Source organism: Actinophytocola sp. (genome assembly GCF_045807065.1).
Classification (GTDB): domain Bacteria; phylum Actinomycetota; class Actinomycetes; order Mycobacteriales; family Pseudonocardiaceae; genus Actinophytocola.
On record NZ_JBJMIE010000373.1, the window covers coordinates 11,525 to 35,171 of the forward strand.

The window sequence follows — 23,647 nt, forward strand, 5'->3', positions numbered from 1 at the left end:
CGCTCCTCACGGGCTCTGTCGACGGGACTGCCGTCATTCATGGCCGAGACCTCCGGGAACCCTGATAGGACAGCACCTCCGGGTTCGCACAGTGCAGGGGTGGCTCACCGGCCAGCCAGCGGGCCGCTTCCACGCCGACCATCCGGGCGGCGCGGGCGGCGACGGCCCGGCTCGCACCGGCGAGGTGCGGGGTCATCACGACGTTCGGCGCGTCGCGCAGGGGGTGGTCGGCGGGCAGCGGCTCCTCGTCGTACACGTCGACCGCGGCCGCGAACAGGTGGCCGTCGGTCAGCGCCTTGGCCAGTGCGGAGTAGTCGAGCAGGCCGCCGCGGGCGCAGTTCACCAGCACCGACCCCTCGGGCATGAGCGCCAGCTCGCGCTCGCCGATGATGCCTCGGGTCTCATCGGTGAGCCGGGCGTGCAGCGAGACCACCGAGGACCGGCGCAGCAGCTCGTCGAGCGGCACCGACTCGACGTCCGCGTACGGGTCGGTCACCAGCACGGTCGCGCCCATCGCCCGCAGCACGGCCGCCACCCGCGACCCGATCGCGCCGTAGCCGACGAGCCCGATGGTGCTGCCGGCGATCTCCAGCCCGGTCTCGGAGTACGCGAACATCCCACTCTCCCAGCGCCCGGCGACGATGCTGCCGTGCGCGGCGGGGATCCGGCGCATCGCGGCGAGCGCCATGCCGATCGTGTGTTCGGCGGTCGACTCGGCGTTGCGGCCGGGTGCGAACGTCACCGCGACACCGTGCTCGGTCGCGGCGGCCAGGTTCGCGTTGACCGGCCCGCCGCGCGACACGGCGAACAGCTCGAGGTCCGGGCACGCGGCCAGCACGCGCGCGGTCAGCGGCGCCATCTGCGTCAGGCACACCTTGACGCCGTGCAGCGCGTCGATGAGCGCGTCCTCCACATCGGACGCCTCGTCGACCTCGGCGACCGCGCCGAACGGCACGTGCGGCCACGGCAGCTCCAGCGTCCGCACGTCCCACGCCCCTGGGGCCAGCTCGGCCTCGAACAACCGGTTCAGCACGAACTGGTCGCCTGCCAACAGGATTGCTTCTGGCACAGTCATCCTTCCCACCAGCCGCGGTCGATCAGCGCCGCGACGAACGACTCGTACGCGGGCATCAGGTCGGCATGCCGCGTCAGGTCCGGTTCCAGCGTGCGGCGCACCCGTACGAGCCGCTTCGCCGCGGCCGGGATCGACCCCGTCCGGGCCCCGGCGGCGAGCACCGCCATGCCGAGCGCGGGTTCCGGGTTCTCCGGCAGCCGCACCGGCACGCCGAGCACGTCGCACCGCAGCTGGTTCCACCACTCGTTGCGCGCACCGCCACCGGTGAAGCTCACCGTGCCGCCAACGTCCGCGCCCGCCGAGGCCAGCAGCGCGAACGACAGCCGCTCGACGTGCGCGACGCCGGTGCACACGGCCGCGAAGACCCGTGCCGGGTCGCCGGATGAGGTCAGTGGCCCGTCCCCGAGGAACCCGCGCGCCCGCGGTGCCACGAAGGGGAACCGCTCACCGTGCCCGGTGAGCGGGTAGCACACCGGCACGTCCCGCACGTCGGCGGCGGCCGCGGTCAGCGCGTCCAGGTCGGCGTCCGGGAACAGCGCACGCACCACGCCGGCCCCGGTGCTCGACGCGCCGCCGGGTAGCCACAGGTCGCCGTGCGGCGCGCGGTGGGAGTACACGGCACCGGTCGGGTCGTGCGGCAGCGTCGTGCTGACCCCCTTGAGCGCCAACGTGGTCCCGAGCACGGAGTTCCACTCGCCGACGTCCAGCGCACCGGCCGCGAGCTGCGCGGCGCACCCGTCGGTCATGCCCGCCATCACCGGCGTCCCGACCGGGAGGCCGGTCATGGCCGCGGCCTGCACACACACCGTGCCGAGCACCGTGCCGGGCCGGACCACATCGGGCAACACGGTCTCGTCGATGTCCACGACGGACAGGACCTCGCTCGGCCAACGGTCCTCGACCAGGTCGTAGCCGGTCTTCAGCGCGTGACTGGCGTCGCTGGCCACGGGGTGGCCGACGAGTGCCGCGATGATCACGTCCGGCTGGTGTGCCAGCCGCACGTCCGCGGTGAGCATGCCCTGGTCCCGCCACCACAACAGCTTCGGCAGCGCCCAGGCGGGCTGCATGCGGTAGCCGAGCCGCGTCCACAGCTGCGCGCCCGCGGCCTGCGCCTCGGTGGTGACCGCGCTGGCGCGGGTGTCGTCGTACATCAGACCGGGCGTGCGCGGGGTGCCGTCGCGGTCGGTCAGCAGCACGGTCCCGGAGGTCGCGCACACGGCGACACCGCCGACGTCGCGGCCGCGCAGGTCGAGCTCCGCCAACGCGTCCGCGGCCTGTGCCCACCACGTGTCCGGGTCCTGTTCGTGCCCGGCGCCGGAGCGGGTGCCGAACAGCGGTCGTCTCGCCGACGCGACGGTCCGCCCGTCGTCGTCGACCGCGAGCGCGCGGACGCTCTGCGTCCCGACGTCGACGCCGACCCAGGTCACCGCCACCGGCTCCACCTGGTCGCCGCGAGCGCACGGGTCTCGAGGAACTCGGCGTGCGCGGCCTCGTACAGGTCGCGGGTGGCGTTATCGGGTTCGTAGACGGCGGATCGCCGGACCAGCGCGGCGGCCGCCGAGGTGAGGTCGGGGTAGTCACCCAGCGCGGTGAGCGCGAAGACGAGCGCGCCCTTCGCCCCCACCTGCGTGTCCTGCGTGGACACCGCGACCACGCCGGTGATGTCGGCGATGAGCTGGCACCACAGCGCGCTCGCCGCGCCACCACCGCACAACCCCAGCTCGACCGGGCGTCCGGGTGCGGCGTCGAGGCAGTCGCGGATGACGTGCGCGAGCCCTTCCAGGACCGCGCGCGCCAGGTGGGTGCGGCCGTGGTCGAACAGCATGCCGGCGACGAGACCGCTCGCCGCCGGGTCGAGGAACGGCGCCCGCTCCCCCGCCGGCGACAGGTAGGGCAGCACGCGCAGCCCGTCCGCGCCCGCCGGTGCCTGCTCGGCGAGGCGCGTGGCCTCCGCGTGGTCGGTGAGGCCCAGCAGGTCGACCAGCCAGTCGACCACGCCGGTGCCCGCGAGTGTCGGGAACGACCGCATCAGCAGGTTCGGCACCCCGAAGTCGAGCGTCAGGCCGGCCGGCTCACCGGTGGTGTCGGGCGCCTCGACCAGCATCTCCGTGCACAGGGTCGTGCCGAGGACGCAGGTCGCCTGACCGGCCGCGGTCGCACCGGTGCCGAACGCGGTGGTCACGATGTCGTACGGCGCGAGGACCACGGGCGTGCCCGTCGGCAGCCCGAGGTCGCCGGCGGTCAGCGGGTGCACCTGGTCGGTCAGCAGCGGCGGCAGCACGGCCGGGTCGATGCCGTACAGATCGGTGAGAACGGTCGAGTAGGTGCCCGTGTGGATGTCGAGCCAGGGCGCGGACGCCTCGGACCTCTCGATGCCGAGCACGCCGGTGAGCTGGTGGAACAGCCAGCCGCCGCAGGTCAGCGCGGTGTGGGCGCGGGTCTCGGCGAGGCTGCGCAGGATCGCGTTCGGCAGGCCGGCGTTGGTGAGGGAGCCGTTGGTCCGGAAGGCCCGTTCGAGGGTGCCGTCGGCGCGCCAGCCGCGCACGACCTCGGCGGCGCGGCCGTCGTTCCACAGGACCGCGGGCCGCAGCGGCGCCCCGTCTCGCCCGACGAGCCAGGCGCCATCGCCCTGGGCGGTGATCGCCAGCAGCCGCACCGGCCTGCCGACCCGCCCGACCGCCTCGCGGACGGTCGCGACGACCGCGGCCCACACCTCGTGCATGTCCTGTTCGCACTGCTCGCGGCTCGGGTGGCGCACCTCGGTGTCGCGCCGGGTGACCATCAGTTCCCGCCCGTCCGCGTCGAACACCACGGCCTTGATGACGGTGGTGCCGGCATCGACACACACCGCGACTTCGCTGTCTGCCACGTCGGGTATTACAGGCAGCGTCGTGAGAACTTCGCAAGTTTTAACATCGACGACGGGTGCCCACGCATAGATACCCAGGTCACCGCGCTCCCGGAGGCCTCGAATTTCACATCACGTAGCAACGACGTCGATCGTCACACCCCGCGCCCGCTCCCGGCGCACGACCTGCTCCGGTGTCCCGTCGTCCACGACCACCCGGTCCAGCTCGCCCAGTCCGACCAGCCGGTGCAGTGCGCGGCGATCGAACTTCGTGTGGTCGACGAGCGCGACGCTGCGAGCCGCGGACGCGATCAGCGCGCGCCGGGTGACCACGGTGTCGAGCGACTGGAGGTAGCAGACGCCGTCGGCGACGGCCGTGGTCGACAGGCACAGCAGGTCGTACCGCAGCCCGGCGGCGGCCTCGGCGGTGGCCTGCCCGAGGAAGGAGTCGTACGCGGCGTCGTAGCGACCGCCGAGACCGATCAGCTCGATGCCGGGCCGCGCCGCGAGCGCGCGGATGACCGGCAGGAAATGCGTCACCACGGTCAGTGGCGCCTTCTCCGGCAACAGCCGCGCGAGCACGAGCGAGGTGGTGCTGTCGTCGAGCGCGATGACCTGCCCGGACTCCACGTCGGTCCGCAGCACCTCGCGGGCGATGGCGAGCTTCGCGTCGACCTGGGCGCGCATCCGGTGTTCGAGGTCGCCGTGGAAGGTGGCGGTCGGCGCGCTGGTGGCACCGCCACGCACCTTGTGCAGGAACCCGAGCCGCTCCAGCTCGTCGAGATCGCGATGGACGGTCATGATGCTGACGCCGAAGTCGCGGGCCAACGCGTCCACGCGCACGAACCCGGCCTCGGCGACCTGCCGCCGCATGGCCACGCGCCGCAGCTCCGGGTTACGCCGCGCACTGTCGGGAAGCTCACTGACCACGGCCCCAGCATGCACCAGATCACGCGGCTCCCGCATCACCTCCCCCAGGCCGTCGGGCGCCTGGTCGCCGCCCACCTGCTCGCCGAACGCGGCTACCAGGTCCTCACTGTCGCCACCGACGAGAACGCCGCCAATGTGCGTGCACTGTGCACACCGGACTGGCTGCGCCAGCAGGCCTGGCACCCGCACATCGTCACCCTCACACCGTGCTCACCCGGCTCCAGGCACCCTGACCTCCGAAGCCTGCCGGACCGGTGACCCGGCCGTGATCCCGCGGCGGATCTCGCCCGGGGTGTGCTCGACGCGGGGACGGGCGCGCCGGCTGGAGGAGTCCAGCTGCCACGGCACGCTGGTGACCATCACACCGGGCACGAACAGCAGCCGGCCCTTGAGGCGCAACGCGCTCTGGTTGTGCAGCAGGTTCTCCCACCAGCGGCCGACGACGTACTCGGGGATGTAGACGCAGACCACGTCCCGCGGGCTGCTCTTGCGCAGGCTCTTGACGTGGCCGACCACGGGCCGGGTGATCTCCCGGTAGGGCGACTCGATGACCTTCAACGGCACCGGAATATCGTGCAGCTCCCAGTCCCGTTGCAGGGCACGGGTTTCCTCGTCGTCGATGTTGACCGTCAGCGCGGTCAACGTGTCCGGCCGGGTGGCGCGGGCGAAGGACAACGCCCGCAGCGTCGGTTTGTGCAGAGTGGCCACCAGCACCAAGGCGTGCACCCGGCTGGGCAGCGTCTCGGGCTCGTCGCCGGCGATGACCAGTTGGGCCCGGACCCGCTCGTAGTGGCGGCGGATCGAGCGCATCATCGCACACAGCACGGGGATCGCGATCACCACGAGGTAGGCGCCGTGGGTGAACTTGGTGATCAGCACGACCACCAGCACCACACCGGTGAAGCACGCGCCGAACGCGTTGATCAGCCGTCCCCAGTGCATCCGACGGCGCTGCGCGGGTTCGGTGGCGCCAGCGAGTTCCCGGTTCCAGTGCCGCACCATCCCCGCCTGGCACAACGTGAACGAGGTGAACACGCCGATGATGTAGAGCTGGATCAACCGGGTCGCCGACCCGTCGAACGCGTAGATCAACGCGCCCGCGACCGCGGCCAGCAGGACGATGCCGTTGGAGAACGCCAACCGGTCACCACGGGTGTGCAGCTGGCGCGGCAGGTAGCGGTCCTGGGCCAGGATCGAAGCGAGCAAGGGAAATCCGTTGTACGCGGTGTTCGCGGCGAGGACCAGGATCAGCGCGGCGGCGGCCTGCATGTAGTAGAACGCCACCGTGTGGTCACCGCCGAACACCGCGGCGGCGATCTGGGCGATGACCGTGCGCTGCGCGTCGGTCGCGCAGTTGCCGGGGAAGCCGGCCAGGTCGCAGGCGCTCTCGGTGTAGTGCACGTTCGTGATCAGTGCCAGCACGGTGATACCGGCGAACATGACGATCGACAGCACCCCCATCGCCGTCATCGTCCGTGCCGCGTTCAACCCCTTGGGCCTGCGGAACGCCGGCACCCCGTTCGAGATCGCCTCCGCCCCGGTCAACGCCGTACAGCCGGACGAGAACGCCCGCAACACCAGGAAAAGCACCGCGAGTGCGGGCAACCCGGTCTGCTCGGCATGAATGTGCCAGCCGGCGCTCTCCGCCACCGGCGCGTCACCGAAGATCGCCCGCCCCAGCCCCACCGCGATCATCACCAGCACCCCGACCACGAACGCGTAGGTCGGCACGGCGAACGCCCGCCCGGACTCCCGCACCCCACGCAGGTTCATCGCGGTCAGCAACACCACGAAGCCCAGGTTGATCGCCACCCGGTACGGGTTGAGGTCCGGGAGCGCGGAGATGATGTTGTCCACCCCGGCCGCGACCGACACCGCGACCGTGAGGATGTAGTCCACCATCAGCGCGCCGGCCACCACCAGCCCCGCCGGCCGGCCCAGGTTGCGGGACGCCACCTCGTAGGAGCCGCCGCCGCTCGGGTAGGCCTGCACCACCTGCCGGTAGGACAACACCACCACCGTCAGCAACACCACGACCGCGAGCCCCACCCACGGCGCAAGACTCAGGAACGCCAACCCACCCAGCGTCAGGATCAGCAGGATCTCCTGCGTCGCATAGGTCACCGACGACAACGGGTCACTGGCGAAGATCGGCAACGCGATCCGCTTCGGCAGCAACGTGTGACCCAGTCGGTCACTCCTAACAGGACGACCGACGACGAGTCGCTTCACCAACCCAGCAGGAGACGGCACATCGGCAGCGTAAGGTCAGCCAACCACCCGAAACGGACGTCAGGCGTATAGATACCGTCAAAAATCGGCCCCGTACCGCCCGGCACATCGCACTGGGCCTGCTCCACGACCAGTCCCAAGCACGGGCCGACCTCGCCCTGCGTCAGATGTTCCTCGGCCACGACCTGGACCCACCGACCCGGCCATCGACGAACTCGCCCACCGCATCGTCGACGGGACCAGACCGCGCTACCGGTAATAGGCGTCAGCCGCGGGCAGGGCCAGCAGGATCACCACGAGAATCGAGCCCACCATCGTCAGCAGGAACCGGGTGAGGATCACCGGGCGCGTCCAGGACGGGTAGGCGGCACTCGCGGCGTCGACGAACGCGCGGACATCGATGTCCCGCAGACCCGCCTTCTGGAACGCCGCCCCGACGTATCGAGCGGTGAACACCTCGCCGGGCATGATGACCAGTCCCGCGACGAACAGGATTGGCTGCAGCACCCAGGTCAGCACCCGGCCGAGGTCGCTGCCGGCGAGATTGAGGACAGCGAGCACCGCAAGGCACACACCGATCGCGACCGCGACGACCACGCTGCCGCGGCTCGCACCGAAGTCGATACGACGCTCCGCCAACACGGCCACCGGGAACCCCTGCCGCGCCACGTCGGCCTCGGCCGCCTGCTGGGCCGCCGCCCCGTGCCGCATGCCCACCACCGGCATGACCACGAACGTGACGGCGAGCAGAAACTGCACCAGCGCCACGACAAGCACGACAAGTGGCATCGACAACCCCCAAGAGAACCGACTCGAACACTGTACGAGTGAACGTACAGCTGACTCGAACACTGTTCAAGTAGCTTCTCGAACGCTGTGCGAGTAGCCGCCGTACCCTTTCGGCGTGCCGCGTGAAACGTTGACCAGGGATCAGATCGTCCGAGCCACCATCCACCTGCTCGACACCGAGGGCGTCGACGGCCTGAGCATGCGTCAACTGGGCGGCCGCCTCGGCTCCGCGGCCACCACGATCTACTGGCACGTCAAGAACAAGGACGAGCTCATCGTGCTGGCCGCGGACGCGCTCTGGGCCGAGGTCGACCTCCCCGACCTCACCAAGACCGACTGGCGCACCGCCGCCACCCAGATGGCCGGCGACCTGTACGCGATGATCCTCCGCCACCCCTGGCTGATGCCAGCCATGAGCAGCCACCTGCTCTACGGCCCCGGCAAAGCCCGCCACGACGACCACCTCCTCGCCGTCTACGAAACCGCCGGCTTCACCGGCCACACCGCCGCCGAGGCGACCAAGGTCGTCTTCACCTACGTCCTCGGCACCGCACTCGGCACCTCCGCCGAAACCGCGTGGCGCACCCGGCTACGCCGCAGCGGCAACGAGGAAGAACAACTCCGAGAAACACTCACCAGAGTGACCGAGATCGCCGAACGCTTCCCCCGACTACAAGCCCTCAGCAAGGACTGGACCGACACCGACTCCACCGTCGAGGGCATCATCGCCCGTGAACTCGACTTCGGCCTCCGCACGATCCTCGACGGCCTGCAAGCCCAACTCCAATAGCGCCGATCTCCGCTGTTTCGAGGGCTTTCTCAAGGCGACCGGATGCCCGTTGACACGTGTGGACCGAGCCGTGGATCTCGGCGGTGCGGGGGCACGTTGTTCCACGCGCTGTCACATGACTTTCACGCGTCGACCGCGGGAGTCAGCGTCGTGACAGGCGCTGTCCCTAGCGTGGCCGTTGGCGTCGCGATGAGGCGCCGCCTGAACATCCGCTTGTGCGATCGTGAGGAAGGACCCACCGAGTGACCAATCTTGTCCGGAAAGCCATGGCATGCGCCACTTTGGCCGCGTCTCTGATCGGGGTGTGCGCGGCCCCCGCCCAAGCCGCACCCGCGACGGTATCAGCGGACGGATACTGGTCTTACAGCTGCGAAGCCGGGCGTGCCTGCATCTCGAGCCCGGGGAGCCCGAGAATGTGGTGGAACTTCAACGGCTGTGGTCTCCACAAGATCAACGGGATCGCTGACCTGGGCCAGGCCCACGGCAACAGATTCCGTATCACCTACCAGGACAACCGCTGGGACGAGGTCGCCCCGTTCACCACCCGGTTCCTGGATTACAGCAACCCGATCATCTCCGCGAACGTGTACTGCTGAGGCCCGAGCGGAGGCGGTGGAGTGCCGGCCAATGGTCACCACTCCCCCGCCTCCGGTTGGGTGGAACTGGAGGACCTGGTCCCCGAACTCCGACGCGACGAACACCGAGGATCTGACGACCGGTTCGGTGCCGCTCCGGCATGAAACAGGCACTTTCGCATGTTTCAGACCCGGATCCACGCCGCCCCACATGAACCTGACCGAGTTGATCTAGGCGGCCAGATTGCTCAGCATGCGGGTGAGCATGCCGGTCATGAGAGTGATCTCGTCTGTGGTGAAGCCGTGGAACAGTTGCTTGTTCGCGCGGCCGAAGATCGGTGGCAGCCGCGGGACGAGCGCCTGACCGTCGGCGGTCAGTTCGATGATGATCGAGCGGCGATCGTCGGGATGCTGGACGCGGCGAAGCAATCCCTTGTTGGCCAGACGATCCAGTAGCCGGGTCATCCCGGCCGTGTCCGTCCCGAGTTGCTGCTTGAGTTGGCTCGGCGTTCTGATCCCTCGTGAGGCGTGCAGGAGCAGGGCGGCCTGCTGCGCGGTCAGCCCCAGCGGCGCCAGTTGGCGCTCCACCATGGTGTTCAGGTCCCGTCCCACCTGGTTGAGCAGAGAGCCGCCGCCGAGCATCAATTCGATCGAAGCCACCGTCACATCATAGGGGCCGCAGCATTTGCTGTCGCGACAGCTAAACTGGTACTGTCGTGGATGTGACCAGTCCGAAGGTTCTCATCATCGGCGGCGGGATCGGCGGGCTGTGCCTGGCTCAGGGGCTGCGCCGGGCCGGGGTGAGTGCCGCGGTCTATGAGCGCGACACCGCACCCGCGAGCCGCGCCCAGGGGTACCGGATCAGCCTGAAAGACACCGGCGCGAAGGCGCTGCACGCCTGCCTGCCGCCGCACCTGTTCGCCCTCGCGGTGGCGACCTCGATCCGCCCGGCCACCCGCATGGTCTTCATGGACCCCCAGCTCCGGCCGAAGTTCGCCAAGCCCATCCCACCGATCGAGCCCGGCCTGGCCGACCTTGGCGTCAACCGGCTCACGTTGCGTGAAATTCTGCTCACCGGCATCGAGGAGACAGTCCACTTCGGAAAGACGTTCCACCGCTACGAGGAGCTCGCCGACGGGCGCGTCCGAGCCCATTTCGCCGACGGCTCCAGCGCCGACGGCACCTTGCTGGTCGGGGCAGACGGGACCCATTCGCCGGTACGGGGACAGCTCGTGCCCGACGCAGTCATCGAAGACCTGGGCTGGGCCGTCTACGGCAGGACACCGCTGACCGACGACCTGCTGGCCGCCACCCCGGCCGAGCTGATCGACACGTTCAACCGGGTGATCGCGGCCGACGGCACCGCCATTTCCATCGCGACCTGCCGAACGCGAGGCCCGAACCCCAGGCCCCTCACCGATATCCCCGGCTACCTTTCCTGGACCATGTCCGCCGCCGGGCCACCGCCCGGCGGCACATCCCCGCACGAGTTGCACGAACTGGCCACCGCGACGGTCGCCGACTGGGCGCCCGGCATCAGGCGAATCCTGGCCGAAGCCGATGTACCAGCGACGTTCCTCCTCACCATCACCTCCGCACTGCCGGTAGCGCCGTGGCAGGCGCCCGCCGTCACGTTGCTCGGCGACGCCATCCACACCATGTCGCCAGGACGCGGCGATGGAGCCAATATCGCCCTGCGCGACGCGCGGGTACTCGCTGGCCTGCTCGCGCTCGAAACGTCACCCACCACGGCCAAAGCCGAGTACGAACGGCAGATGCTGCACTACGGCTTCGCCGCGGTGACCGCATCCCGCGAACAACCCTTTGGCCCGTCCCGATCCCGTTGAGATCCAAACCTCGGGGTTCGTCCGGAATGGACGGCTGAGCCTGTCCGGTAGGCGGAAGCCGGCGACCCATCGCACCGCAAGAGAATCGTCAGCTTATGTTGACGAATTGCTGTCGTCAACATAAGCTGACGCGGCATGGAGACGCGAGCGGAGATCGCCGAGAGCGCGGCCAGCGCCGACCCTGACGTGGGCTTGCGGGCGGTGGCGGCGTTGCGGGCGCTGACCGAGGAACTGGAAGCACTGCAGGTGGATCGAGCGCGCGGGTCGGGCTGGTCCTGGCAGGACATCGCGGCCCGGCTCGGGGTGAGCAAGCAGACCGTGCACCGCAAGCATGGGCGCAGGGTCGCCCACGCTGTGCGCGGCGATTCTCGAAACCGCCCGGTGACGACATGACCGAGCAGGCGGATACGCCGCGCCGCCGGAAGCGCGATCGCGGTCTGTGGTGGTTGCTGGGAACGGCGCTGGTGGCCTGGGCGGGCAGCTGGCGAGTCATCTATCTGGAAGTGACCCGCTGGCATCACATGAACTCACGCCTCCGCTTCACACCACCGCCCGTGCCGCGCGGCGCCCCGCCCCCGCACGCCGGGCTACCGGTGATCATGGCACTCACCGTCGCCGGTGCCGCACCGCTGCTGACCGTTCTGGCCGCGACACTGCTGGTGGTGAAGTCGACCGCGCGATCCAGGCGCAAGGACCGAAGCGAGTAACGCCGCGCGGTCCACTCCGGACATCGACACCCAGGGTGACCTGGATGATCGGTGGCGACACACCGGCGTAGGAGAAAGGAGATCGCGTGCCACACGAGCTGGAACTCCGCACCGAGGCCACCATCCACACGGATTCGTGGCGAGGTGTGGCTGGGAGGGCCGGATGATCGAACGCATCCGGGTGCACAATCACCTCAACGGAACACGTTTCAGCACGCTGGAGTTCGGGTTCGCCTGTCTGGCGGCGCTGTTCATCGCGATCGCCCTCCTGCTCCAGGGACGTTGGCCTGCCGGTGTGCTGGCCTGTGGGACAGCGGTGAACTGCTTGGTCGTCGCCGGTTTCGGTGGGGTGTCGTGGATTCGCGGCGATCGCGGTCGACGAATGCGGGAGTTGCTCCGCTCCGACGCGCGGCGAGCGGTGGGCGCCGAGCACCCGCGGCTGATGATGGATACGCTGCTGCTGGCCGCGAGCGCACTCATCCCGTTCGCGTTGAGCATCGCTGTCATCGTGGACGGCGTGCGCCGCCGGTCCCGCATCTGACCTCCCACGTCAACCGGCTCGGGTCGTCGATCACCGCTCGGGAACGGGACACCCCGGATTCGATGACTTCGAGCAGGCGGTCTCTTTTGTGCCGCCGCGGACGAGGCTAGTGGTTTCACATGGTGACCGTGTGACTTCTTACGGTAAATCACCCTCGTGCTGGCTTCTTTTCTCTTCCCGAGAACACGGTAACGCAGACTCGCCGCCAGCGATTTACCGGAAAATGCCGATTTTCGGCAGACTGAAAGGGGCTGGTATGTTGCGACGTATTCTGGTTATGTTGCGCGCTCCGTTGGTGATTTTCTTCGGGATCGCGGTTTCTGTTATCGGGCTTGCCGTGCCGGCCTCGGCGCAGGTGCTGTGGGCGAACGAACAGGCGATGATCGGACCCAATCCTTACCGTGACACCTACATCCTCGACGTCGGGCCCCGGGCAATCACCTACGAGGACTTCGCCACCCCGACCGTGACGGACTTCTACGATCGGCACGGGTTCGACCGGAACTTCATGTACTGGGCACCCATTATGGCCATCGACCCACCGGCCGAGAAATGGAACGGATGCAACGACAACGGCGGCGGGTTGTGCCCGGACAGCAGGATCCGGGACGGGAACCAGACCGTCGCCGCGGAAATCGGTTCTGGACAAATACGTGTCAAAAAATGGGACACCGCCTTCATCGGCGCCGCGTGCGGCAACTGGAACCATGGCGGCGCCGGACCGACGCCGACCATCAGCGGGACCAAGTACGAGGACGTCAACGGCGACGGCGACCGCGACGTGGGCGAACCCGGGCTGGCGGGCTGGACCATCGACCTGTCCTACAACGGCGCCATGGTCGCCACCACGACGACCGGCACCGACGGCGGCTACCAGTTCACACTCAACGCCAACAGCCTCCCGATCGGGGCCGGCACCTACACGGTGGCCGAGCGGCAACAGGCGGGATGGGTCCAGTCCGAGACACCCTTGGCGATCGGGGTTGGCTACGGCGCGGCGAACACCCCCTTCAGTGGCCGTGACTTCGGCAACTACCGACCGGCGACGATCCAGGGACGCAAGTTCGACGACCATGGTGTCGACGGCGCCGGCGACGGCGATCCGGGTCTGTCCGGCTGGACCATCGACCTGAACACCGGCACGAGCACGGTCACCCAGACCGACGGCGGCTACAGCTTCACCGGACTGCGACCAGGCGCCTACACCGTGCGCGAGCAGCAGCAGAACGGGTGGCGGCAGACCGCACCGACCGGCGGCAGCACGACCTTGACCGTCACCAGCGGGCAGGTAGTCGCCGGGGTTGACATCGGCAACGTGTGCCTGGGCAACATCAACGTGACCGCGCCGGCGAACGTGGCCGTCCGAGTCGACGAAGTGACCGTGCCCGGCATCCTCACCAACGATCCGCTGACACCACGGTCGGCATCCGGTACCGCCAGCATCACCGGCCTGCTACCAGGCACCTACCGGGTGACGCTGGCGCTGCCCGACGGGGTCTTCACCACCGACCCCGACCTCACCTCCATCGACGGCACCTTCGCCATCGTGAAAACAGTGACCGTCACCGAATGCGGCACCACCGTGGTCGCGCCGACGTTCGTCACCTCCCAACCCGGCAAGATCACCGGCGGCGTCCGCATCCTGATGCCCGGCGGCTTCGCCACCGCTGGTTTCGAGTTCCTACAACGGAAGGAAGGCCCACGAGGCACACTCGAGTTCAACGACCACACCAGTGACGTGCGGATCCACACCTCCGACATCACCGGCATCTCCGTGTCCGGCAACGACGCCTACATCTTCGGCCACGCCACCATCGGCACCACGACCTACGGCTTCCGCCTCCATCTCGTTGACGCCGGCGAACCAGGCACCAGCGACCACTTCGAACTCATCCTCACCAACGGCTACACCGCCGGCCTCGGCGAAACCCTCGACGGCGGAAACATCCAAATCCACTGATCCCTCCCGGCATGGCGACGCATCGCGCCGCCATGCCGCCGCGGGGTTACGTCGCGGCAGGGCGGGTGGCGGAGGCCATCGCGGCCGCGGTGCCCATCGGGGCCCCGGTCGTGGCGTGCCTGCTCGGCATGGCCGGCGCGAGCAAGTTCACCGACCCGGCGATCCAGTCGAAGGCCAACCGGAAGCGCCGCCGTGCATGGCGCGTTGTTCATGTCTCAAGTCAGGCGCAGCGGGTAATTTCGGCACGACTCCTGAACGTCACCGGTGGGGTGGCGTGCCCACCCGCTTCTGGAGTTGTGTGGTCAGCCTGGTGGTAGCTCGATCCGGACGCAGGCTCCTCGCCCGTTGGGTGGTTCGGTGAAACGCACTGTTCCGCCGTGGGCGTTGATCGTGTCGGCGACGATGGCCAGTCCCAGGCCCGAGCCGGGGAGTGCGCGGGCGTGCGGGGATCGCCAGAACCGTTCGAAGGCCTGGGTCCATTGTTCGGGGGCCAGGCCCGGGCCTTCGTCGCTGACGGTGAGGAGTCCGGTCGTCGACTCGATTGTGACGGTGGAGGAGGCCGGGGTGAACTTCACCGCGTTGTCGAGCAGGTTGAGGACGGTGCGTTCCAGGGCCACGGCGTCGCCGATTACCGACCAGGGCGCACAGTGGATCTCGAATCGGTGGTCGCGGGCTCGGCTGCGTGCCCGGCGGACCGCTCGCTCGACGACCCCGCACATCTGCACGTGGTCTCGGGCCAGTTCGCGTTCGTCCCGGGCCAGCAACACCAGCTCGCCCACGAGGTCACCGAACTCGCGGGTCTGGACCTGCAACCGGTCGAGGATCTTGCTGTGGTGCTCCGGTGGCAGCGGCCGTCCGGTTCGGTCGCTGCGGACCAGCAGGTCGACGTTCGTGCGCAGGCTGGTCAGCGGGGTGCGCAGCTCGTGTGCGGCATCGTCGACCAGGGCGCGCTGTCGCCGGCGCGATTCGGCCAGTGCGGCCGTCATGGCCGTGAACGCGCGGCCGAGCCTGCCCACCTCGTCCCGCCCGGACACGTCCACCGGGATGTCGAGGTTCTCGCTGCGGGCGATCTCCTCGGCTGTCTCGGTGAGCCGTTCCATGGGTGCCAGCGCGGTGCGTGTCATCAGCAGGCCCGCGGCGGCGGTCAGCACGGCGCCGAGGAACGACGCTATGACCAGGACGTTGCCGAGCCCGGACAGGGTGTTCTGGATCTCGGTCAGGCTTCGGCTGACCGCGATGACCACGCCGTCCCCGACGGGCTGGAGCAGGACGCGGACCGGTTTACCCGAGCGGGTTTGCCCGTCGCGCAGTGTCGCTGACCGGACGAGGTGGTCCGCCTTCTCGGTGAGTACGGGGTCCACCCCGCTGGGCGTGCAGGTGGACCCGTCCGCGCGCAGGACCTGCACCCCTTCCAGGAAGCGCTGCAGGTCCTGGGTGGGTGCGGTGGTGTCGCAGATCAGGGACGGGTCGGGGAACGGCGCCTGCTGCTGGGCGCCGGCGGGTGGCAGCGCGCCCAGCAGCGACTCGTCGAGTTGGGCGCGCAGGTTGTGGTTGGTGACGATCCAGGTGATCGTGCTGATCGCGGCGATGGCGACCGCCACGACGCAGGCGTTGGTCAGGGCGACCCGGCTTCGCAACAGCACGCGCCGCTCACGCCCGCTGCCGCTCACTTCGGTGCGCCCAACATGAACCCGATCCCCCGCACCGTGTGCAGCAGCCGCGCCCCTCCCGCCGCTTCGGTCTTCCGCCGCAGGTATCCGATGTAGACGTCCAGGGCATTCGTTCGCGGGTCGCCGCCCCACACCGCCTGCTGGAGTCGGCTCCTCGTCAACACCTTTCCCGGCGCCTCGAGGAACGCGGCCAGTAGCGCGAACTCGGTCGGCGTCAGCGAGATCGGGCGGCCCGCCCTGGTCACCTCCCGGCTGGCCCGGTTCAGCTCGAGATCGTCGAACCGGACCACCTCCCGGCCCGGTTCGGCGTGCCCGCGGTTCTGTTTCAGCAGCGCACGCAACCGGGCGAGCAACTCCTCGAGCGCGAACGGTTTGATCAGGTAGTCGTCCGCACCCGAGTCGAGGCCGGTGACCCGATCGCCCAGAGCGTCGCGCGCGGTGAGCATCAACACGGGCAACCGCTGTCCCGCCGCGCGCAGGCGACGGCAGGTCTCCAACCCGTCGACTCCCGGCATCATCAGGTCGACGATCGCGAGATCCGGCCGTTCGTCCTCGCACCCGGACAGCACCTTCGCCAGCGCCTGAGCCCCGTCCGCGGCGGTGTCCACACGGTACCCTTCGAACTCCAGGCTCCGCTGCAAGCTCTCCCGCACGTCCGGGTCGTCGTCCACGACGAGAACCAGCATCGTCCCGCACTCCCGTTCCCTCATCCGAGCCCTGACTGTCTCGACCGGACCCAGCACGAGGCTAGCCGCCCGACTCCGGGGTGCCGCCCGCTCTCACGAATCTCTCAGCCAGACCCCAGGCCTCTCTCATGACCCACCGGGCACGGTGGGTCATGAACCGGACACGCCGCGGTGCTCGGCCAACCGAAACGCGACCGGAACGGAGAGGCGATGTCGGTGAGCACGACGCGTGGAAAGCCCTGGCGCGCCGGTGAAGGGCAGGTCGCCGTCCCCCGGACGGCGACCGTGGACGTCATGATCCCGGTGTACAACGAAGAACGCGCCCTGCCCGGATGCGTCGAGGTGCTGCACGGGTTCCTCACCGAGGAGTTCCCGTTCGACTGGCGGATCGTCATCGTCGACAACGCCAGCACGGATGGCACCCTCGCCGTCGCGCGGTCACTGGCGGAGCGGTTCGAACGTGTCACCGTCGAGCATCTGGACCGCAAGGGCCGCGGCCTCGCGCTGCGTGAGTCATGGGGTGCGAGCACCGCAGAAGTCGTGGTGTACATGGATGTCGACCTGTCCACGGGCCTGGACGCGCTGCTTCCCCTCGTAGCTCCGCTCGTGAACGGGCATTCCGACCTCGCGATCGGCTCGCGGCTCGCGCCCAGCGCCCGCACCGTCCGCGGGCCCAAACGCGAGTTCGTCTCCCGGTGTTACAACCGGATCGTCAAGCTGACCCACGGCGCCCGCTTCTCCGACGCACAGTGCGGTTTCAAGGCCGCCCGCACCGACGTGCTGCGGCCACTGCTCCCCCATGTCCGGGACGAGGCCTGGTTCTTCGACACCGAGCTGCTGCTGCTCGCCGAGCACAACGGGTTACGGGTACACGAGGTGCCGGTGGACTGGGTCGAGGACGTCGACAGCCGGGTCAACGTGACGAGGACGGCGATGGAGGACCTGCGGGGCCTGATGAGGGTGGCGCGAGCGAAGGCCTCGGGTGCCGCGCGGGTGCCGGACCTGCCGCGCAGACCCGCGCCTCGGGCCGCGCACCCCGACGCCGTCCTCGCCCGCGCGCGGAGCGGGCTTTCCTGGGAGGTGCTGGCGTTCGCCGTGATCGGCGTGTTCTCGACGATCGCCAACCTGGTGCTGTACTGGCTGTTCCGGCAGTGGTGCCCCGTGCTGCTGGCCAACCTGGTCGCGCTGGTGATCACCACCCTGTTCAACACCGAGGCGAACCGGCGGTTCACCTTCACCGGGGCGAAGAAGTCGACCCGGCACGTGCACCTGCAGGGACTCCTCGTCTTCGGGCTCTACTACGCGTTCACCTCGGCCGCATTGCTCACCCTGCACGGGATTGAGCCCGAGGTGCCGCGCGGGTTGGAACTGGTGGTGCTGCTCGTCTCCTCGCTTCTCGGCACCGCGGGCCGGTTCGCACTCCTGCGCGCCTGGGTTTTCCGCGCCAACCAAGGAAAGGACAACGCATGACACTCGCTGCCGAACCGCAGGCAGGCTCACCGCCGGGAGCGAGGTCAGCCAGGGCGGCGCTCGGCCGGTGGCAGGTGTGGGCTCTCGCCGCGATCTGCCTGGCGGCCGGACTGCTGTACGTGTGGAAGATCGGCGCGGGGCAGTGGGGCAACACCTACTACTCGGCCGCTGTCAAATCCATGACGACGAGCTTCACGAACTTCCTGTTCGGCTCGTTCGACCCCTACGGCGTGTTCACGGTCGACAAACCGCCCATGTCGCTGTGGCCCCAGGCGATCTCGGTACTGGTCTTCGGCTACCACGGCTGGGCGCTGCTGCTCCCACAGGTGATCGAGGGCGTCGCGGCGGTGTTCCTGCTGCATCGCACCGTCCGGATCTGGGCCGGCGAGAACGCCGCTCTGCTGGCCGCCGCGATACTGGCCCTCACCCCGATCACCGTGGCGATCAACCGGGACAACAACCCCGACACACTCCTGGTGCTGCTGCTGGTCGCCGCCGCCTACGCCCTCACCCGCTCGGTGCACGCCCCGACGGGACGCGGGCGGACGCAGTGGCTGCTGTGGTGCGCGTTCTTCATCGGCTGTGGGTTCCTGACCAAGATGATGCAGGCCTGGATCGTGGTGCCGGGCTTCGCGCTGGCCTACCTGCTGGGCACCAACATCGCGATGAAACGACGGCTGCTCGACCTGACCGCGGCCGCGGGGGTCCTGCTCGCGTCGTCGTTCTGGTGGGTGGCGTTGCACGACCTGTGGCCCGGGGCGAAACCCTACATGGGTGGCAGCACGAACGGCACCGCGTGGGAGCTGATCTTCGGCTACAACGGGTTCGGCCGCGTCCTGGGCGGCGACGGCAACATCAACCCCGGTGGCGGCTCGGGGGCCGGCGGCATGCAACTGCCCGCGGGCGTGAATATCCCCGAAGGCATGGGCGGCGGGCTGGGCGCGGGCATCGACAGCGGCGAAACCGGTCTCGGCCGCATGTTCGGTTCGTCGGTCGGCGGCCAGATCGCGTGGCTGCTCCCACTGTCCCTGCTCGTACTGGCTTTCGTCGCGGTCCTGGGTGTCCACGCCATGGCCCACAAACTGTCGGGCAAGCCCACGGAACGCGCGGGCTGGTACCTGTGGGGCAGCTGGCTGCTCGTCACGCTGCTGGTGTTCAGCTACGCGCAGGGCATCTGGCATCCCTATTACACGACGATGCTGGCCCCGGCCATCGGCGCGGTGTGTGGGGCAGGCTTGGTGCGGTTCTGGGATCTCTACCGCTCGTCGGAGGGCCCAGCCTGGGCGCTGTTGCCGATGGCGGTCGCGATCACCGCGGGGTGGGCCTTCGTGCTCACCTCCCGTGACGCGTCCTACCACGGCTGGACCCGCTGGGCCGTGCTGGTGCTGGCGGCGGTGGCCGTCGGGGGGCTGGCGCTCGGCCGACTGTCGCCGCAGCAACGCCGGTCGATCGGCCGGCCGGCCGCCATCGTGGGCCTGGTGACCCTTCTGCTCACGCCCGCCGCGTGGTCGCTGGCCACCGCTTCCGCAGCGAACCCGGTCGGCGCGATGCCGGCCGCGGGCCCCAGCGCCGGCGGCATCGGCAGCGGGCAGGGAATGGCAGCACTGGCCGAGATGGCCGGCGGCAACGGAGCCTTCCCGCCGTCCGGACAGAACACGAACGTACCCGGAGGCGTGACCCCACCGGGAGGCGCCGGCGGCATGCCCGGCGGCATGGGGGGCCTGGGTGGTGGCGGTATGCCCGGCGCCATGACCGGTGCCAACACCAGCCTGACCGACGAGCAACGGAAGATCCTCGACTACGCCAGGAAGAACAGCGGGAGTGCGGAGATCACGCTGGCCGTCAACAGCGCCGCCTCGGCGGTCGCCTCCTACATCATCAACTCCGACCTCACCGTGATCGGCATGGGCGGCTTCATGGGCTCGGACAACTCACCCTCCACGGATCAACTCGCACAGTGGGTCCGCGAAGGCAAGCTGAAGTTCGTCATGGGCAGCGGCATCGGCGACGCCACCAGCGGGTTCATGGGCCGCCGCAACGGCATGGCGGCCGCCCAGCAACGGCAGAAGTGGATCGAGCAGAACTGCACCGCGGTCGATCCCACCGCCTACGGCGGCTCCAAGGACAACCAGCAGCAGACCGCCAACCCGATGATGGGCGGCGGCGAAACCCTCTACGAATGCCATGCCTGAACAGAACCGTCGTGCACGGCGGCGCACCGAAATCCGGCGCGCCGCCGGGTCGCCAGCGAGCCGTCGAACAGGCGGCGCGAACGTCCAGGTGCCCGCCGCGTCCGTGCTGGACACGCACGCCCGTACCACCTACGACGCTGCCCAGTCCGGCGTGCCATTGCGCCAGGCCGCCTGGGCGGGCCTGTTGGCGGTGGCCGGATGAGGATCATCGACGTGTGGGCCCAGCACCCCACCCTGCGGTTCATCCAGCACGACATGTTCGCCTCGCTGCGCGGATGGACCGGCGCCGAGCGGCTCACCGAGGAGCCGCCCGTCTCGCTCACCATCAGCGCCATGGACGCCGCCAACGTCGACGTAGCGCTGATCAGCGCCTGGCACGGCCCGGAAGGCCGCCTGATCTCCAACGACGAGGTCGCCGAATTCACCGCGCACGCACCCGACCGCCTCGCCGGAGTCGCCTCGGTCGACCTGCGCCACCCCATGAACGCGGTGCGGGAACTGCGGCGCTGCGTGCGGGACCTCGGGTTCGTCGCACTGCGGGTGGTGCCCTGGCTGTGGGGCTGGCCACCGGACGACCGCCACTACTACCCGCTCTACGCCGAATGCGTCGAACTCGACATCCCCTTCTGCACGCAGGTCGGCCACACCGGGCCCCTGCGCACCTCCGAAACCGGTCGCCCGATCCCCTACCTGGACAACGTCGCCCTCGACTTTCCCGAGCTCACCATCGTCGCCGGCCACATCGGATACCCGTGGACCGAGGAGATGATCGCCGTCGCCCGCAAACACCGCAACGTCTACATCGACACCTCCGCCTACACCAGCAAACGCATCCCACCCGAACTCGTCCGCTACCTGAACAACCCCCACCACAAGGTTCTCTTCGGCACGAACTACCCCATGATCACGCCGGAGAAAGCACTCGCCGACCTCGACACCCTGGGACTCGACGACCACGCCACCGACCTCTACCTGCACGGCAACGCCGAACGAGTCTTCGCCCTCAGCAAGGCGACCCCCGGTGCACAACCCCCACCCCTGGTTCGTCTCGAAGAGCCGTGACCGGACTCGACGCACCGCAACGCCGCCGGACCACCGCGCCCGGAACCGACCACAGCGCAGCGGCTTACCCAGCTCGCCCCGCCGCCGCGCACCGTGCGAACGGGGGTCGGGTCTCGGCCTGGCGATCGCCGCAATCGTCCAGGGTCACGGTGGACGCCTGGAGCTGGACACGACGGCAGGGCACGGCTGCACTGTCCGGCTGGTGCTGCCTGCTGTCCGGCCGAGCACGCACGCCGCCGCCACTTCCGCTGACGCCGAGCATTCGGCACTTAACGTTAAGCGCGCCTGGCGCCGGCTAGCGGATCGTGTCGGCGAGAACCTGCGAGGGCCGGGCCGTGCTGCCCCGAGGCACCAGGAACGCGGTCGCGTGCTGACGGCTGGGTACCGTGCCCTCGGCCATGACGGTGAGCAGGTGCTGGGCCGCGACACTGCCGTACGCGGCGACGTCGCGCGACAGGGCGGTGAGCGGCGGATGGACCGCACTGCACAGCAGCGAGTCGCCCCAGGCGACGATCGACAGGTCACGCGGCACCGAAAGATCCATCTCGTGGGCCACGCCCAGGCCGGCCACCGCCATGATGTCGTTGTCGTAGATGATCGCCGTCGGTCGTTCCGTGGAGCTGAGCAGGCGGCGGGTCGCCCGGCCACCCTCCTCGCCGCTGTAGTCGGACGGCACGGTCACCGCGTGCTGTACATCCAGTCGCCGGCAGGCCGCGGCGAAGGCCTCGGTCCGGATGACGGTGTGCAGAAGGTGTGGCAGGCCGCCGACCCGCGCGATGGTGCGGTGTCCCAGGGCGGCGAGGTACTCCACGGCGTCGGTGATGGCGGCGGCGTCGTCCGACCACACGCTCGTGATGCCACCGAAGTCCCCAGGGCCGGCGATGGCGACCGCCGGGAGCTCGAGACGGCGCACGGCGTCGAGACGTTCGTCGGCGACCCGGACGTCGACGAGGAAGACGCCGTCCACCCGTCGCTGGGTGGCCCATCGCTCGTACACCTCCAGCTCGGCGCCGTGGTCGGCCACGACGTGGAGGGTGAGGTCGCATGAGCTGGCCGACAGCGCCGCTTCGATGCCGCTGATCAGCTCCATGAAGAACGGCTCGACGCCGAGGATGCGGGGCGGACGGCAGAGCACGAGACCGACCGCGCCGGAGCCGGACGGCGGCCGGGTGCCGCGGCTGGGCGTGAACCCCAGCTCGGCAGCGATCTGGAGGATCCGCTCGCGCGTGGCCTCGGAGACACCGGGTTGGCCGTTGAGCGCATAGGAGACGGCACCCTTCGAGACGCCTGCCGCACGGGCGATGTCGGCGATCGTCACTCGCTTGCCCACTGGACTCCTCGGCCGACGCAGGCCGGCCCCGTTCGCCGGCTCCGATCGCCCAGTATGCCGCAGCAGCCGCGCGACGGGGTGACCCCCGCCTGAACCGGATCGACAGATGTTGCTTAATGACGCTACTCGAAACACGCCATTGACATGAACGACAACTGAACATAAGCTAAGATAGCTTACCTAGTTAAGTATCTCCGATCACCAGCATCGCAGTATTCATCCCGCGCCCCGCGTGAAGGTGCTGCTCCGTGATCCACTCCTGTCGCGTCATAGTCGCGCCGCCGCGAACGACGACCCACGGTGGCCTGCGCATCTGGTCCGGCCGTGAATCCCGGCTCGTTGCCGCGGAGCGGCGTGGAGGCGGGCGGCACAAGGGTCGTCCGCGCCATCGGCACCGGTCCGCACGACATCCGGCGCGGCACCAGGACCCCGACGACCACGCCCGCCGAGACTCCGCGCCGCGTCGCTGACTTCTTCACCGTCCGACGCGAGGGCGGTCCGGACATCGCGGCGCTCGGCCTGGCCTTCTTCGGGCCGCTCGACCTCGATCCGGCGTCCGCCTCGTCCGGGACCGGGCTCCCGGCAGAGCGGCTGAACCTCGAACGCGACCGGATCATTCGCTCGAGGCCCGCCACCTCGCCCAGTTCGTGGCAACCGTGGTTCCCGACCGCGTCGTCCTCGCTGGCGGCGTAGCGAGACTGCCTGGCTGATCGAGACGGTCCGCGACGCGACGTGCCGTCGGCGCGGCAGGACAGTCGACGGCACCGGCATCACGATCACATCGACGAGTACCTCGTCCATCCCGCACTCGGCCCGGCGGCAGACGCCGCGGCCGGCTCCGCGGCCGGCTCCGGCCTCTGACTCAAGCGTCCGCAACCCGGAGCGACGGTCATCCACGTCCAGGAACCACCCCTTGTCCGCGGCATGGCCAACGGAGCTGACG

The 23,647-nt window shown here is 69.4% G+C and carries 24 protein-coding genes; 14 read left to right on the forward strand and 10 right to left on the reverse strand.

What is annotated here, in order from left to right; genetic code table 11:
• Positions 1–37: 37 nt before the first annotated feature.
• From ACJ73U_RS21670 to ACJ73U_RS21685, 4 genes are all read right to left on the reverse strand, one after another.
• Positions 38–1,075, reverse strand: coding sequence for a 2-hydroxyacid dehydrogenase (locus ACJ73U_RS21670; RefSeq protein WP_407779498.1), 1,038 nt, complete (start codon positions 1,073–1,075; stop codon positions 38–40).
• Entirely contained in the window at positions 1,072–2,508 is a 1,437-nt protein-coding gene (locus tag ACJ73U_RS21675; RefSeq protein ID WP_407779499.1) for an FGGY-family carbohydrate kinase, read from the reverse strand. Before ACJ73U_RS21675 ends, ACJ73U_RS21670 begins: the two co-directional genes overlap by 4 nt.
• Positions 2,499–3,944 (reverse strand): FGGY family carbohydrate kinase, encoded by a 1,446-nt coding sequence (locus tag ACJ73U_RS21680; RefSeq protein WP_407779500.1) that lies wholly within the window; start codon positions 3,942–3,944, stop codon positions 2,499–2,501. Before ACJ73U_RS21680 ends, ACJ73U_RS21675 begins: the two co-directional genes overlap by 10 nt.
• 111 nt (positions 3,945–4,055) lie before the next feature.
• Positions 4,056–4,853 (reverse strand): DeoR/GlpR family DNA-binding transcription regulator, encoded by a 798-nt coding sequence (locus ACJ73U_RS21685; protein ID WP_407779501.1) that lies wholly within the window; start codon positions 4,851–4,853, stop codon positions 4,056–4,058.
• A 9-nt stretch (positions 4,854–4,862) separates the two neighbouring features.
• Here ACJ73U_RS21685 and ACJ73U_RS21690 point away from each other — a divergent pair, with 9 nt between their 5' ends.
• The gene (locus ACJ73U_RS21690; protein WP_407779502.1) at positions 4,863–5,111 is read left to right on the forward strand and encodes a hypothetical protein; all 249 of its coding nucleotides are present in this window, start codon (positions 4,863–4,865) and stop codon (positions 5,109–5,111) included.
• On the opposite strand, the gene ACJ73U_RS21695 is transcribed toward ACJ73U_RS21690, so the two are convergent.
• The gene (locus tag ACJ73U_RS21695) at positions 5,064–7,031 is read right to left on the reverse strand and encodes an APC family permease (protein WP_407779503.1); all 1,968 of its coding nucleotides are present in this window, start codon (positions 7,029–7,031) and stop codon (positions 5,064–5,066) included. The genes ACJ73U_RS21690 and ACJ73U_RS21695 overlap by 48 nt on opposite strands.
• A gap of 303 nt (positions 7,032–7,334) precedes the next feature.
• Complete coding sequence (locus tag ACJ73U_RS21700; RefSeq protein WP_407779504.1) at positions 7,335–7,874, reverse strand: hypothetical protein; 540 nt, start codon at positions 7,872–7,874, stop codon at positions 7,335–7,337.
• Between the two features lie 115 nt (positions 7,875–7,989).
• On the opposite strand from ACJ73U_RS21700, the gene ACJ73U_RS21705 reads away from it, so the two are divergent.
• Complete coding sequence (locus ACJ73U_RS21705; RefSeq protein WP_407779505.1) at positions 7,990–8,664, forward strand: TetR/AcrR family transcriptional regulator; 675 nt, start codon at positions 7,990–7,992, stop codon at positions 8,662–8,664.
• A gap of 413 nt (positions 8,665–9,077) precedes the next feature.
• A complete protein-coding gene (locus tag ACJ73U_RS21710) occupies positions 9,078–9,260 on the forward strand; it encodes a hypothetical protein (protein ID WP_407779506.1) in 183 nt (60 codons plus the stop codon).
• A 210-nt stretch (positions 9,261–9,470) separates the two neighbouring features.
• Here the strand turns inward: ACJ73U_RS21710 and ACJ73U_RS21715 are convergent, their stop codons facing one another.
• A complete protein-coding gene (locus ACJ73U_RS21715) occupies positions 9,471–9,899 on the reverse strand; it encodes a MarR family winged helix-turn-helix transcriptional regulator (RefSeq protein ID WP_407779507.1) in 429 nt (142 codons plus the stop codon).
• Positions 9,900–9,961: 62 nt separating this feature from the next.
• On the opposite strand from ACJ73U_RS21715, the gene ACJ73U_RS21720 reads away from it, so the two are divergent.
• From ACJ73U_RS21720 to ACJ73U_RS21745, 6 genes are all read left to right on the forward strand, one after another.
• Positions 9,962–11,086, forward strand: a complete 1,125-nt coding sequence (locus ACJ73U_RS21720; RefSeq protein WP_407779508.1) for an FAD-dependent oxidoreductase — start codon at positions 9,962–9,964, stop codon at positions 11,084–11,086.
• A gap of 135 nt (positions 11,087–11,221) precedes the next feature.
• Positions 11,222–11,479, forward strand: coding sequence for a helix-turn-helix domain-containing protein (locus tag ACJ73U_RS21725; protein WP_407779509.1), 258 nt, complete (start codon positions 11,222–11,224; stop codon positions 11,477–11,479).
• Complete coding sequence (locus ACJ73U_RS21730) at positions 11,476–11,793, forward strand: hypothetical protein (protein WP_407779510.1); 318 nt, start codon at positions 11,476–11,478, stop codon at positions 11,791–11,793. Before ACJ73U_RS21725 ends, ACJ73U_RS21730 begins: the two co-directional genes overlap by 4 nt.
• Positions 11,794–11,956: 163 nt before the next feature.
• Positions 11,957–12,334 carry a hypothetical protein gene (locus tag ACJ73U_RS21735; RefSeq protein WP_407779511.1) on the forward strand — a complete coding sequence of 126 codons (378 nt, stop codon included), beginning with the start codon at positions 11,957–11,959 and terminating at the stop codon, positions 12,332–12,334.
• Between the two features lie 130 nt (positions 12,335–12,464).
• Positions 12,465–14,294 carry an SdrD B-like domain-containing protein gene (locus ACJ73U_RS21740; protein WP_407779512.1) on the forward strand — a complete coding sequence of 610 codons (1,830 nt, stop codon included), beginning with the start codon at positions 12,465–12,467 and terminating at the stop codon, positions 14,292–14,294.
• A gap of 11 nt (positions 14,295–14,305) precedes the next feature.
• Entirely contained in the window at positions 14,306–14,611 is a 306-nt protein-coding gene (locus ACJ73U_RS21745) for a hypothetical protein (protein ID WP_407779513.1), read from the forward strand.
• Here the strand turns inward: ACJ73U_RS21745 and ACJ73U_RS21750 are convergent.
• The gene (locus ACJ73U_RS21750; protein ID WP_407779514.1) at positions 14,597–15,937 is read right to left on the reverse strand and encodes a sensor histidine kinase; all 1,341 of its coding nucleotides are present in this window, start codon (positions 15,935–15,937) and stop codon (positions 14,597–14,599) included. The two genes, ACJ73U_RS21745 and ACJ73U_RS21750, sit on opposite strands and share 15 nt — an antisense overlap.
• Positions 15,938–15,960: 23 nt before the next feature.
• Entirely contained in the window at positions 15,961–16,650 is a 690-nt protein-coding gene (locus ACJ73U_RS21755) for a response regulator transcription factor (protein WP_407779515.1), read from the reverse strand.
• A gap of 210 nt (positions 16,651–16,860) precedes the next feature.
• Between ACJ73U_RS21755 and ACJ73U_RS21760 the strand changes: the two genes are divergently transcribed.
• The 4 genes from ACJ73U_RS21760 to ACJ73U_RS21775 are packed head-to-tail and all read left to right on the forward strand — an operon-like array spanning position 16,861 to position 21,374.
• A complete protein-coding gene (locus ACJ73U_RS21760) occupies positions 16,861–18,120 on the forward strand; it encodes a glycosyltransferase (protein ID WP_407779516.1) in 1,260 nt (419 codons plus the stop codon).
• Entirely contained in the window at positions 18,117–20,312 is a 2,196-nt protein-coding gene (locus ACJ73U_RS21765; protein WP_407779517.1) for an ArnT family glycosyltransferase, read from the forward strand. The genes ACJ73U_RS21760 and ACJ73U_RS21765 overlap by 4 nt, the downstream gene beginning before the upstream one ends.
• Positions 20,305–20,514 (forward strand): hypothetical protein, encoded by a 210-nt coding sequence (locus ACJ73U_RS21770; protein WP_407779518.1) that lies wholly within the window; start codon positions 20,305–20,307, stop codon positions 20,512–20,514. Before ACJ73U_RS21765 ends, ACJ73U_RS21770 begins: the two co-directional genes overlap by 8 nt.
• Entirely contained in the window at positions 20,511–21,374 is an 864-nt protein-coding gene (locus tag ACJ73U_RS21775) for an amidohydrolase family protein (protein ID WP_407779519.1), read from the forward strand. The genes ACJ73U_RS21770 and ACJ73U_RS21775 overlap by 4 nt, the downstream gene beginning before the upstream one ends.
• A gap of 295 nt (positions 21,375–21,669) precedes the next feature.
• Here the strand turns inward: ACJ73U_RS21775 and ACJ73U_RS21780 are convergent, their stop codons facing one another.
• Positions 21,670–22,704 (reverse strand): LacI family DNA-binding transcriptional regulator, encoded by a 1,035-nt coding sequence (locus ACJ73U_RS21780; protein WP_407779520.1) that lies wholly within the window; start codon positions 22,702–22,704, stop codon positions 21,670–21,672.
• A 324-nt stretch (positions 22,705–23,028) separates the two neighbouring features.
• On the opposite strand from ACJ73U_RS21780, the gene ACJ73U_RS21785 reads away from it, so the two are divergent.
• Positions 23,029–23,397 carry a hypothetical protein gene (locus ACJ73U_RS21785; protein WP_407779521.1) on the forward strand — a complete coding sequence of 123 codons (369 nt, stop codon included), beginning with the start codon at positions 23,029–23,031 and terminating at the stop codon, positions 23,395–23,397.
• Positions 23,398–23,647: the final 250 nt, after the last annotated feature.

What these genes read in the sequence shown, in the direction of transcription:
- ACJ73U_RS21770 (WP_407779518.1), top strand. Translation starts at nt 20,305, where the DNA reads ATGCCTGAACAGAACCGTCGTGCACGGCGGCGCACCGAAATCCGGCGC.
- ACJ73U_RS21690 (WP_407779502.1), top strand. Translation starts at nt 4,863, where the DNA reads ATGCACCAGATCACGCGGCTCCCGCATCACCTCCCCCAGGCCGTCGGG.
- ACJ73U_RS21670 (WP_407779498.1), bottom strand. Translation starts at nt 1,075, where the DNA reads ATGACTGTGCCAGAAGCAATCCTGTTGGCAGGCGACCAGTTCGTGCTG.
- ACJ73U_RS21760 (WP_407779516.1), top strand. Translation starts at nt 16,861, where the DNA reads ATGTCGGTGAGCACGACGCGTGGAAAGCCCTGGCGCGCCGGTGAAGGG.
- ACJ73U_RS21700 (WP_407779504.1), bottom strand. Translation starts at nt 7,874, where the DNA reads ATGCCACTTGTCGTGCTTGTCGTGGCGCTGGTGCAGTTTCTGCTCGCC.
- ACJ73U_RS21725 (WP_407779509.1), top strand. Translation starts at nt 11,222, where the DNA reads ATGGAGACGCGAGCGGAGATCGCCGAGAGCGCGGCCAGCGCCGACCCT.
- ACJ73U_RS21755 (WP_407779515.1), bottom strand. Translation starts at nt 16,650, where the DNA reads ATGCTGGTTCTCGTCGTGGACGACGACCCGGACGTGCGGGAGAGCTTG.
- ACJ73U_RS21765 (WP_407779517.1), top strand. Translation starts at nt 18,117, where the DNA reads ATGACACTCGCTGCCGAACCGCAGGCAGGCTCACCGCCGGGAGCGAGG.
- ACJ73U_RS21735 (WP_407779511.1), top strand. Translation starts at nt 11,957, where the DNA reads ATGATCGAACGCATCCGGGTGCACAATCACCTCAACGGAACACGTTTC.
- ACJ73U_RS21745 (WP_407779513.1), top strand. Translation starts at nt 14,306, where the DNA reads ATGGCGACGCATCGCGCCGCCATGCCGCCGCGGGGTTACGTCGCGGCA.
- ACJ73U_RS21730 (WP_407779510.1), top strand. Translation starts at nt 11,476, where the DNA reads ATGACCGAGCAGGCGGATACGCCGCGCCGCCGGAAGCGCGATCGCGGT.
- ACJ73U_RS21775 (WP_407779519.1), top strand. Translation starts at nt 20,511, where the DNA reads ATGAGGATCATCGACGTGTGGGCCCAGCACCCCACCCTGCGGTTCATC.
- ACJ73U_RS21710 (WP_407779506.1), top strand. Translation starts at nt 9,078, where the DNA reads ATGTGGTGGAACTTCAACGGCTGTGGTCTCCACAAGATCAACGGGATC.